The following is an 11619-nucleotide window of genomic DNA, read 5'->3' as shown; positions in this document are numbered from 1 at the left end:
TAATGTCGTGCAGATGTGGGATGCGAATAGCCATCACGTCATCGCGCAATGGAAAGGGCACGCCGCCAAGATCGAAGCGGTGCGGTTGTCGGGCGATAAAGAGCACTTGGCCACGGTCGACGAGTCGGGCGAATTGAAGGTCTGGAATCTGAACGCGCCGCAGGGGGATCGCGTTGTAGCGTCACTGCCGACTGCGGTCCGCGGCCTGATTTCGTCGGGTGCTACAGGCCGCCTGGCGGCCGCGGTAGACCATGGCTACGGCACGACCTCTCACGGAATCGTTAACCCGTCGGAAGAAAAGGACGTTGTTCTTTTCTCTGAAGACATGTCCCGGCAGGATTCATCGATCAACGGATTGCTCCTAAGCATCGCCGCCTCGCCGTCCGGCCGGCGTTTCGCCGTACTGTTTCCTCTAAAAGACCTTCGAGTTGTCATTGGCGATTTTGCGACAGGCGCCGTCGAGCGTGAGTTGAGCGTTCCGGACGATCGGACATCCAGGAAAGGGACCCATGGAAAAGGGCCATTAAGTGACGTGCGTAGTATCGCGTTCCGTGGCGAAGAGGAACTGTATCTGATCGCGAACGACGCGCTGTATCGTTGGGATTTAAACGGCGGTGATCCGGTGCCGATTGCGAATGTGCCCGTGGGGGATCCTTGGCAGACAAACCTGGACGTCGTACACGTGCCGGCCGGCGCGCTGATGCGGATAGCCTTCAGCCACGACGGCCGGCTGGCGGCAACGGGCGACTCCTCGGGACTGGTGACGATTTACGATGTGGCGACATGGTCGCAGCAGCAGGTTTTTTCCGCCCATACGCGCGGCATCACCGGCCTGGCGTTTTCTGGCGACGACCAGCGTCTGGCCGTCGCTAGCGGTAAGTACTACCGTTACTCGCATGTCGATGGCGATGGCACGCCTGGGGCGGTGGGGATTTGGGAAACGCGCTCATGGCGCCAGGTATTGAAATTGGTGACAGGTGCGGCCTGCGAGTTTCCCGCCGTGGCCTTTAGTGCCGACGATCGCGAGTTGATCGCGGCCGTCAACTATTTAGAGGGCCCTGACGAACGGCGCTATCGAGGAGAGATCGTTTCCTGGGGGCCCACTTCGCGACCGGCCAGCGCGGTCAGCGTGGCGGGCACTCCCACGGCGCGGCCAGCGGCAGCAACTGAGACCACGGCGATCAGGCCGGCGGCCGATCCCGTGGAACCAAAGTCTCCATCGCCAAAGCGCCAGGCATCCAAAGGGTCGCTGGCCGGAACGGAATTGTTTCAGGCAGGCCGGGGCATGGTAATGATGAACGGCGGCGGTTCTGGCTACACGGGCCTGGCCGTGCATCCCGGTGGTGATTTGGTGGCAGGCGTCGACGTGCAAGCCGGCCTGGCCATTTGGAACGCGCGCACGCGCAAGGTCATAAACGCAGAAGTCCTAACTCCGGGCGGATCGCTTTGGCGATGCCGGTTCTCGGGGGACGGCCAGTATCTAACTTGCCGCGAGTATCTTCAGGGAAGTTTTCACATTCGATCGACCGAGACGCTGGAAGATATTCCGGTACCTCACGACAAGCTTGAACACGTGCTGGCCGCCACGGTTGATTCGAAGTCGAAAGTCGTGACGTCCATCTGTGAACATCAACAGGTCAAACTGCGCGTCGGTAACGAGCAGTTCACTTTCCCAGAACTCGATCGCAAGTCGGCATTCTTCGCCGAATTCAGTTCGAACGGCGAGCTGGTCGCCATTGTTACCCGCAGCAAAATGGCGGAGCTGTACGTCATCTCGGTCGATAAGCGTGCCGTGCTTTTCTCGGCACGCTTAGGAGGTTCTTGCAAACGCGTGGGCTTTTCGAGTGACAGCAAGATTGTGTACGCCGTGGTTGCCAATTCGTCCCAGGAAGCGCCGGGGAACGAGTATATTCTCGAGTCCTTTGATACGGATTCCGGCATGCCGCTGCCGGCCGTCGTCCAGCTTGATTACCCCGTGGCGGTAGCGCCCGATATGAGTTGTCTGCTGGAGTCTGTTAGTGGCGAGCTATTTGCCCGCGATTTGGTTACTGGCGAACGGGGCAAAACGTCTCTCGCGGCCAGTGTGCACGACGCCGTGATGTTTCCTGACGGAAAGCACTTCGCCCTCGCCGATGGCCGGAACGCAGTTCACATTCACAGCATCGATCAACCCGCGCCTGATTCACGCGGATTATTGTTTCGTGCCCGCGGTTATCCACACCTGGTTTCATCCCCTGACAACCGGATGCTGGGTTGTCTCGATAACACGAACGAGTTGACGGTTTTTGATCTGGCATCCAAGTCGCTGCGACGAATCGCGTTCGATCAGCAACTCGTGGGCAATCCAGGGAACGTATTCTCTTTTTCCAATGACGGACGACGATTTGTCTTTACAGGCCCCGGCCGTGGCGCCGTTGCGATCAATCTCGAGGACGGCCAAGAGGTGCCGCCAGCGCAGAAATTTGCCGAGATCAAACCGCCTGAGGATCTCTCCAAGCAGGCGCCGGCGGCCGGTCGCAAATCCAAGTCTCGTGCCACCAAGGCCAAGCCACGGCCGCCCGAATTCGTGGCGGGCTGGTGGGGACAGGGGGACGCGAAGTATTTGCTTCGCGACGGGCTAAAGCCAGCCGACAAGAAAGAGTTTTTGTTCAACGGCCAGGAATCCCTGTCGCTCGACACGGAGAACCGAATCGTACGCGCGGAATTCGGGCCGGGCGGCTCACGGTTAGCGACGACGGCCAACGTCAGCATCACGGATGCTAACGACAAGAAAAAAAATGACACGCTGCTCGAGATCTGGAACGCGGACGATGGCTCGCGAATTGCGTCAGCGCAACTCGGAGCCCGGCATCCGTCTAGTCTCTCGGTGTCATCAGATGACAGCTCTGTGTACGTGCTGACCTCGGAAATGCAAACCAGATCCCCTCCCACCTTGAAGTTCGAGTTCGTTGCGATCGAAAGTGATAGCGGACGCGAGATACATCGGCGGACGATCGAGCACGCCCGTTGGGCGGTGGTGGCCGGCAACGGTAGCCGGATCGCGCACGACCTGCCCGACAACCAGGTCGCGGTCATCGACCTGGAATCGGGCGCGGAAGTGAAACGATTCGAGGTGATGGGCGGGAAGATGATGGGCACGCCTATTATCTCTCAAAAGGGCGACGCGCTGTTTTGGAGCGCCAACGACTATACCGTCCGGACGGCTTCGCTCGACCCGTAACGCTTTCTGATTGCAGCGGCGCGACTCGGCATTTCTAAACCGCCCAATCGCGGGCGGCCGGTAATCGTTCTTCGATTTCCGGGCCCGTTCCTGCCCTGTAGGGCAATTTTCCCATTCTGGCGGCGGCCCCGTCGCGCGGTGATTCTGGCTCGCTGCGCGTTCTTGCCAGCTTTCCTCGAAAAAGGCGCGTCACCGGCGGACCGCTCATTCGCTTTTCAGAGTAGAGGCCGAGAACGTCGGCCCGGAAAGCGATCCTCTGACAGCGAACGGGAGCGTGCCATGCAACAGGTCCTGATACCGAATGTGGGTTGGTTTCTTCGCGTCTGCTATCGGGGGCTCAAGGGGGCCAGCGAGCGCGTGGAGTACCTGCGCATGCCACCGGCCGCTGGGCAAATAACTCCCTTCCCCAAGTCGAAATGAAGCTCGCGCCCGCCCACTAAACAGCGAACGGATTGCCGGCAGGGGCTTTCTACGAACACACGCGAACCGTGAGCACAGCGACCATGAAACTTTGCACCACGATACTGGCATTATTACTGGTCGCAGCTTTGGCCACGCTTTTGGGGTTTCGATCTGCCGTGGGTTGGGCACTGATGGCCTGCGTCGTGATCTTCTGGGTGGCTGCCGTGGGGGTGCTAAGCGAGCTCGAATGAGTCCGCGGGCTGCCCCTCTCTCTTCCGGTACGCTAGCGGCAATAGCTGGGCGCATCTTGCCGGGCTTCTCCAGGCGTCTGCCTGTTGTAACGGTTATGCACGCGCATCGGACCGTCATGTTCCGTCTGTGTGAATCGTTCCGATGGGTTCGATGGGAACGGATTTTCCTCGGCTTACGAGATTGGCAGTTATGGCGATCGTCCATCGGACAAAGCACTTCCGGCGTCTCCCCACGACGCTGCTGGCGGCAACCGCGATTGCTCTTGGACTTGGCTCCGCCGTCGGGGCTGCGCCCCCCACGCCCGTGGTCCGCGCCGTTGTGGCTGTTCAGCCTCCGGCGGTGGAGGACGTAGCAAGTCCCGCGGGGGCGCCCGTTGTTGAGGCCGTCCCGCGCTCTCAGCAATCGCTACTCGCAGATCAATTCGCCCCGATCGATTTACCAGCCGCCGTGCGCCTGGCGGGCGTGCGGAACCCCGACTTGTTCCTTGCCAGGCAGCGCGTCGTCGAGGCCGCGGCCTTGCGACAGTTGGCCGCGGCGCAGCTCCTGCCGAATCTCAACGCCGGCTCGAACTTCGATTCGCACTCGGGCAGCTTGCAGGAGACACCCGGCGACATCCTGCGCGTCAGCCGCAGCTCGCTGTATGTCGGGGCGGGGGCTAATGCCGTCGGCTCGGGCACGGTGAACATTCCCGGTGTCGTTTGGAATGTGAACGTCTCGAACACGATTTACGGCATACTCGTGGCCCGGCAGGTGCTGCGCGAGCAAGAATTTGCCAACAGGCAAACGAATAACGACATCCTGGGAGCCGTGGGCACGGCCTACTATGAATTGATGCGTGCCGAAGGGCTGCGCGCCGTCTACGTGCAGATTCGCAACGATACGGCCGTGGTGGCCGACATCACGGCGGCCTTCGCCAAAGTCGGCGAGGGACGGCAGGCAGATGCCGAACGTGCCGCCACGGAACTCGCGCAGCGCCAGGTCGATGTTTTCGGCGCCGAAGGGCGGATCCTGGTGGCATCAGCCCGGCTCTGCCAGATATTGAATCTCGATCCATCCGTGCGCCTGCACGTCACAGACGGTTGGGTCGTGCCGACTCCGATTGTGCCAGAGCCGATCCCACTGAACGAGTTGGTGGCCATGGCGATGTTGCAACGACCTGACCTGGCAGAGCGCCGGGCCGCGATCCGCGAGACGTTCCTGTCGTTGCAAGCCTCGCGACTTTTGCCGTTTTCGCCTAACGTGTTCATCGGTTTTAGCGCCGGTACGTTCGGGGGCGGCAGCAATATTATCTCGGAGTCTACCGGGGCCCCGCGCTTTGGCAGTTTCAGTGGCCGCAATGATTTCGATGCCATCGGTTATTGGACCTTGCAGAATCTTGGTTACGGCAACATCGCGTTGATCGACGCCGCGCGGGCTCGCCTGGGGCAAAATGACTATCAATTCCTGATCGTGCTCAATCAGGCCCGCGCCGACGTGGCCGAATCGTATGCCTTGTCGATGGCCCGATATGCGCAAATCGGCACGAACGAACAGGCCACGCGCAGCGGACAGGCCGGTTTTCATGAAGATCTGTTGCGGACCCGCAACGGCGAAGGCTTGCCGATCGAAACGTTGAACAACCTGCGGCTGTGGGCGCGTGCCAGGATCGATTACCTGAATTCGATCGTGGATTTCAACGTGGCCCAGGTGAGGTTGTACGTGGCCTTAGGTCAGCCACGTGCCGACATGTTGGCCCGTACCGCGCCGGCACCCCCTGGCCCAGGAGCCGAAGTTGTCCTGCCAGGGGCGCCCGAACCGTTGCCTGCTGTCCCGCCTGCAATTCCTCAACCATAGCCCCATCATTTCAAGCGGGCGCATTCGTCTGCAAATTTCCGTTCGCAGGGCACTCTCTGAGCAAGAGCTCGTGCCCGGATTAGTTCGTTACCCAAGGACCAGTAGTTGACCTCGCGCAAGCCTGCCCAAGCGCTGTTTGCGTTTCTGCGCCGCCGCGCGGCGTGGAGGGTGGCATTCTGCGCGCTAGGGATTGCCTGCGGTCTGTGCTCAGCGGCATCCGCGCAAAGTCAGAGTCCCGTGGCGGTTCGTCTGCCGATTCCTGCCGTGTCGCGTGTCGCGCAAGGAAATCCTCAGGTGTATCCGCCGACGCAACCCGCGCCTGTCGAGGTCATGCCCATCGATTTGGCCATGGCCTGGCAGTTGGCAGCGCGGCAGAACCCAACCATCGGTTGGGCGCGGCAGGTCGTGCAAGAACGAATGGCCAACCTGCTGCAAGCGCGCGTGATCGCGGTGCCGAGTTTGAATGCCGGAACGACGGCGCATTTTCATAATGGCTCGGTCGAAAGTGCCGACGGCAACGTCATGACCGTGCCCGGCCAGGCATCGTTGTACGTAGGGGGCGGTGCCGCAGTGGCGGCTGCCGGTACGGTCAATATTCCCGCGGTGAGCATTTTTGCGCCTGTCGCCGACGTTATTTACCAGCCGCTGGCCGCGCGGCAGTTCGTCGCTGCCAGTCGATATGACGTTCGCGCCACATTTAATTCGATCTTGCTGGACGTCAGCACGCAGTACTTGGAACTGGTCGGCGCCGAGGCCTGGTTTGCCGCCTTGCGTCATTCGGAGTTCGACATGGCCGAGATCGTGCGTGCCACGTTGGCCTTTGCCGAAGCCGGGCAGGGACGTGAATCCGATGCCAATCGCGCACGCAGCGAGGCATTATTATTGCGGGCACGCGTGCAAGCCGCCGAGGGGGATATCGCGGTCGCCGCGGCACGGCTTTCCAAATTGCTGCAATTAAACCCGTCGGTTGCCCTGCGAGCGCCAGGCCGGCCGCTGGCGATCGTGACACTGGTCAACCCCAACGAGCCGTTGGAAAGTCTCGTCGAAACGGCGATCCGTTTTCGACCCGAATTGGGGGCTCGTTCGAGCGAAGTCAGCGCGGCCGAAGTGCGCTACCGGCAAGAACGAATGCGCCCGCTGTTGCCGACGATGTCGATGGGCTTCAGCAGCGGCACGTTTGGCGGTGGCAGTGCGCTTGTGGATCCTACGTACGGCAGCTTCTCTGGCCGCAATGACTTTGACGTGATGGCCCTCTGGACGCTGCAAAACGCAGGTATGGGTAATGTCAGTCTATGGCGGCAACGGCGGGCCGAAGTAGGGCAATCCGTGGCCAATCGCATTCGCATGCTCAACCAGGTTCGCAGAGAAGTCGCTTCGGCCCAGGCCGACTGCGCGGCACGTCGTCGCGAGGTTGAGTTTGCGATCCTGCAGTTGCGCACCGCTGAGTTGGGTTTTGTCGAAGAAGTGCGTCGCGCGCGCGGCGGCGAAGGCCTGCCCATCGAAGCATTGAACTTGATCGATTTGCTGGTCGACGCGCGCGAAGACTTGATTCGAGCCACAGTCGCCTACAACCAGGCCGAATTCCGACTGTTCGTGGCGCTGGGCTGGCCGCCCATCGTGGCGGTCCCCACTTCGCCGCCGCAAGAGGTTCCCAATACGACGCGAACGTCCGTCGCCGAACCTCTGGCCGCGCCGTAGCTTTGGGACCGTGGGCATCGTGCGGCGGGGACATCGTGGCGAGTTCTGGTGTTCCCGCTTTTCGACATCGAAAGTGACGCATTTGAGCAGTTGCAGGGGCCGTATCATCAATCACCTTCTGGCGTTGCGTTGACCCCCGGCACGGGGCGGCGTATTATTAGGGAATTGTTAGCGGTCGGATTTCCCTGGCCGTGGTAGGCTTGACCTGAGGCACTGGTTAGGCCGAGCTTCTCAAGCGTGGTGGTATGCGCAGTATTTGCCCTAGTTCACTGGTACGCGTGATCACCGGCGCCGCCGTCGTTTTGGCGGTGTGCGGGATGTCGATCCGCATGCCGCTACCCATGAACGCCGCCGGGGCGGCCGCCCGCGCCAAGCGTGCCCGGCGGGTGGAGTCAGCAGCCGAAGTGGCCGCCAAGGCGGCCTTGGCCGAGCAAACCACCGGCTCGATATGTTCAACGTCAGCCCCACGGGACGAGCGCGCAGGATTTTGGGGCGCCTCTTCGATGGTGAGATTTCTCTCTCCCGCTCGCCCGCATCGCGTGCCCGCAGCTTATGACGCGGCATCTGTAATCGGAGGATCGCAGCGCATTCTGCCTATGCGCTGTTGATCGTTCTCGCGGATACCTCGATTAACCGTTGCGCGCTTCGGGTCGACGTGGTCAAGCTACGTCGCAGGCATTTTAAGTGCATCGATGTTGCGCTGTGAGGCTCGAGCGACGGATGGCGTTTTGCGATGCGGCCTTGAGTATTTCAGGGCCGCATGAAGCCTTTGGGGAGTACGAGCGTGGCAAAAATGCGCGTGGAAAGTGGGTCACATCCCAAGCCGCTCCATCACGGTGGAATTCTGCCTCGCGCCGGTGAGCTAACTGCGGCGCGCGACTGGACAAGGCGGTTGGTATCATTCACGCCGCGATATCCGTGGCGGATCGCCGCCGCTTCGCTGGTGTGCGTCATGGCTATCGCCCTATTCGCATGGCGGGTCGAGGGGGACGTTGCTCCCTCGGGCCCAGCCCAAGGTGCCAGCGGCGCCGCGACAAGCGCAGCCGCTCAGCCGCAAACGGATGAACAACAAGGGGAAGCCGTGAGCGTCGAGGTCGTGAAGCCCTCGCAACATGGTCTGGGACGCAAAACGACCCAACCAGGATCTGTGCATGCCTTTCAGTACGCTGAGCTATATGCAAAGACTTCTGGATATCTCGGGAAGCAGAATGTCGACATTGGCGATCGCGTGAAGCAAGGCCAGGTGTTGGCCATTATCAGCGTGCCGGAATTGGAAACCGACGTGCAAGAAGCGGCGGCATCGCTGGAACGCGCTCAGAGCGTGGTGGCCCAAATGCAGGCCCACGTGCATACTAGCCAGGCCGAAGCGGCCGCTGCAACGGCGACCGTCAAGCAGATGGAGGCGGATGTCGTGCGTGCCACCGCGCAGCGCGTTTACCGCAGTAAAGAATATCGTCGCATGGAAGAACTGCTGGAACTGAAGTCGATTGACAGGCGACTGGTCGACGAAAAGCAGGATGCCACGGAAGCCGCCCGCGCTGCCGAGTTAGCTGCGCATGCAGCCGTGGAAAAATCCAAGGCCGAAGCCGATGCCGCGACCGCGCGCATCGCGCAGGCCAAAGCCGACGTGCAGCATGCGGAAACCGAGGTGCAAGTTGCGGCAGCCGTATTGGCCAAGCAGAAGGTGATGTTGGATTACACGCGGATCGAATCTCCGTACGATGGCGTGGTCACCCTGCGTAAATTTCACCCCGGATCATTTATTCGTGCTGCCGATCAAGGGGGCGATGTACCGTTGTTGACCGTTGCGCGGACTGATGTTGTCCGCGTGGTTATGCAGGTGCCGGATCGCGACGTGCCATTTACAAATGTCGGCGACGATGCGACGGTCGAAATCGACGCCTTGCCAGGGAAAATGTTCTCGGGCAAGGTGTCGCGTGTGGCCGACTCGGAAAATCCGCAGACGCGCACGATGCGGGTCGAGATCGACCTGCCGAACGACAAGGACTTGCTACGCGAAGGGATGTATGGCCGTGCGACCATTCAGTTGGCGCCACCGTCGACGGCGCTCACCATCCCGGCGAGCGCCTTGGTCGGCAAAACGACCGACGACAAAGGCAAGGTATATATCGTGCGTGCCGGCAAGGCAGTGCTGACACCGATCGACATCGGCCAGGACGACGGCCTGCAAATGGAAGTCCTCAGCGGCATCAAGCCCACGGATGAGGTCGTTATCCATTATCGCGGCACGCTGGGCGATGGCATGCCCGTCACGGTAGCGGCCGATAAACCGGCAGCGCAGAAATCCCATTAAATCACAGAACGAGAAGTCGCGGCTGTTGCAAACCACCGCCGCGGCAAAGAACGATACATGAACGGTCTGATTCGAGCATCGCTGCGCAACCCGGTGGCTGTCACCGTCACGATGTTGGCGGTGGTGGTGATTGGCATTCTTAGTGCCAAGCAGATCGCCATCGACATTCTGCCGGTGTTTCGCAGCCCGGCTGTGCAGGTGCTGACCTTCTATGGCGGCATGCCGGCCGCTACGGTCGAGAAAGATCTTTCCAGTCGTATTGAACGTGGCACGGGCCAGGCCGAAGGGATGCGACGGCAGGAGTCACGCTCGATCACGGGCGCCAGCATCGTGCGGAATTACTTTCGCAGCGACGTCGATCCCAGCGGTGCGCTAACGCAGTCGAATTCGCTGGCCTCGATGCAAGCTCCCAATTTGCCCCCGGGAACGCTGCCGCCGGTGATCCTGCCATTCGACCCCACCAGCACGGTCCCGGCCTGCATCGTGGCGCTCGATAGTGAAAATGAACCGGAGTCGATCCTGTACGACATTGGGCGGTTCGAAGTCCGCACGATGGTCATGAGCCTGCCCGGCGCGGTGGCGCCGGTTGTGTACGGCGGTAAGGTGCGGGCGGTGATCGCCTACCTCGACCGGCAGAAACTACAGGCGCGAAACCTGTCGCCGGTGGATGTGATGAACGCGCTCGATAACTCGAACTTGTTCTTGCCGACCGGCGACGCGAAGTTTGGCGATACGGATTACGCGATCGACTCCAATTCCATGTACGACATGGTCGAGCGCATGGGGGATATTCCCCTGCGAATTCAGCACGGCAACGCCACCTACCTGCGCGACGTTGCGACACCCAAGGACGCCAGTTTTATCCAGACGAACGTGGTGCGCGTCAACGGACGGCGGCAGGTCTATGTGCCGATTTATCGGCAACTAGGGGCGAGCACTCTGGATGTCGTGGCGAACGTCAAGAAATCCCTCCCTGATATCCAACAGCGACTCAGCCGCGAGAACATCAAGCTGACGCCCGTGATGGATCAATCGGTGTACGTCGAAAAGAGCATCCAAAGCTTGATTCAGGAAGGGGTACTCGGAGCGATACTCTGCTCGCTTGTGATCCTGTTGTTCTTAGGCGAATGGCGTATGACGCTGATCGCGATTCTGACAATTCCTATCGCGGTGCTGGCCGGGATCACGGCGCTGTATTATTCGGGCAACACGATTAACGTGATGACGCTGGCCGGGCTGTCGCTGGCCATTGGACCACTAGTCGACAGCGCCATCATTTGCCTGGAAAATACCCATCGTCACTTGGGACTAGGGCGCGATACTTCGGAAGCCGCTTACCTAGGCGCGAGCGAAGTGGCCATGCCCGAACTGGTGGCCAGTTGTTGCACATTGCTCGTCTTGGCACCGCTGGCGTTAATGCCTGGCTTGGGCGAGTTCTTGTTCCGTCCGATGGCATTGGCCGTGGCATTTTCCATGATCGCGGCGTACATCTTGTCGCGATCTTTCGTACCATCGCGTTGTGCCTCATGGCTCAAGCCCCATACGGCCGATCACGGGACGGTTCCTGTCGAATCGAAAGGTCGCTGGGCATTTATCGCGGCGCCGGTGCGCCTGCTAAGTGCCGCATTCGCCCGCTGGGAGTTGGCCATCAACGCGGGCATCGCCTGGTACACACGCCGGCTCGATTGGGTGATGGATCGCCGCAAGGCGACAGTCGCCGCGGCATTTGTGCTGCTCGTGGTCGTGGTAGGCCTGGTAGGCACGCGGCTGCGTCGCGAATTCTTTCCCGAGGTCGACGCGGGCGCATTTGAAATGTACGTGCGTGCGCCCAGTGGTACTCGCATCGAGGCCACCGAGGAACGAATCATCGAGGTCGAAAAGGTCGTCCGGGAGAACTTGG

The 11619-nt window shown here is 60.9% G+C and carries 8 protein-coding genes; 7 read left to right on the top strand and 1 reads right to left on the bottom strand.

Annotated features, from left to right (window positions below; all coding sequences use genetic code 11):
- The 5 genes from VGG64_28770 to VGG64_28750 form a co-directional block, all read left to right on the top strand.
- The coding region (locus VGG64_28770) for a WD40 repeat domain-containing protein (protein HEY1603629.1) at window positions 1–3220 on the top strand (3220 nt) is incomplete at its 5' end.
- 279 nt (window positions 3221–3499) lie between these two features.
- Window positions 3500–3640 (top strand): hypothetical protein, encoded by a 141-nt coding sequence (locus VGG64_28765; GenBank protein ID HEY1603628.1) that lies wholly within the window; start codon window positions 3500–3502, stop codon window positions 3638–3640.
- Between the two features lie 83 nt (window positions 3641–3723).
- A complete protein-coding gene (locus VGG64_28760; protein ID HEY1603627.1) occupies window positions 3724–3873 on the top strand; it encodes a hypothetical protein in 150 nt (49 codons plus the stop codon).
- A gap of 190 nt (window positions 3874–4063) precedes the next feature.
- Window positions 4064–5707, top strand: coding sequence for a TolC family protein (locus VGG64_28755; protein ID HEY1603626.1), 1644 nt, complete (start codon window positions 4064–4066; stop codon window positions 5705–5707).
- Between the two features lie 237 nt (window positions 5708–5944).
- Window positions 5945–7405: a TolC family protein gene (locus VGG64_28750; protein ID HEY1603625.1), complete on the top strand. Its 1461-nt coding sequence runs from the start codon at window positions 5945–5947 to the stop codon at window positions 7403–7405.
- Between the two features lie 217 nt (window positions 7406–7622).
- On the opposite strand, the gene VGG64_28745 is transcribed toward VGG64_28750, so the two are convergent.
- On the bottom strand, window positions 7623–7844 hold the full coding sequence (locus VGG64_28745; protein HEY1603624.1) for a hypothetical protein: 222 nt from the start codon (window positions 7842–7844) through the stop codon (window positions 7623–7625).
- A gap of 354 nt (window positions 7845–8198) precedes the next feature.
- Between VGG64_28745 and VGG64_28740 the strand changes: the two genes are divergently transcribed.
- Together VGG64_28740 and VGG64_28735 are read left to right on the top strand one after the other, a co-directional pair.
- Window positions 8199–9719, top strand: coding sequence for an efflux RND transporter periplasmic adaptor subunit (locus VGG64_28740; protein HEY1603623.1), 1521 nt, complete (start codon window positions 8199–8201; stop codon window positions 9717–9719).
- Between the two features lie 57 nt (window positions 9720–9776).
- Window positions 9777–11619, top strand: a 1843-nt coding sequence (locus tag VGG64_28735; GenBank protein ID HEY1603622.1) for an efflux RND transporter permease subunit, incomplete at its 3' end; no start/stop codon positions are given.

Source organism: Pirellulales bacterium (assembly GCA_036490175.1).
GTDB lineage: Bacteria > Planctomycetota > Planctomycetia > Pirellulales > JACPPG01 > JACPPG01.
The sequence above is the reverse complement of the archived record's forward strand: the minus strand, read 5'-3'. Positions and strand labels throughout refer to the sequence as shown.

What these genes read in the sequence shown, in the direction of transcription:
- VGG64_28755 (HEY1603626.1), top strand. Translation starts at nt 4,064, where the DNA reads ATGGCGATCGTCCATCGGACAAAGCACTTCCGGCGTCTCCCCACGACG.
- VGG64_28760 (HEY1603627.1), top strand. Translation starts at nt 3,724, where the DNA reads ATGAAACTTTGCACCACGATACTGGCATTATTACTGGTCGCAGCTTTG.
- VGG64_28765 (HEY1603628.1), top strand. Translation starts at nt 3,500, where the DNA reads ATGCAACAGGTCCTGATACCGAATGTGGGTTGGTTTCTTCGCGTCTGC.
- VGG64_28740 (HEY1603623.1), top strand. Translation starts at nt 8,199, where the DNA reads ATGCGCGTGGAAAGTGGGTCACATCCCAAGCCGCTCCATCACGGTGGA.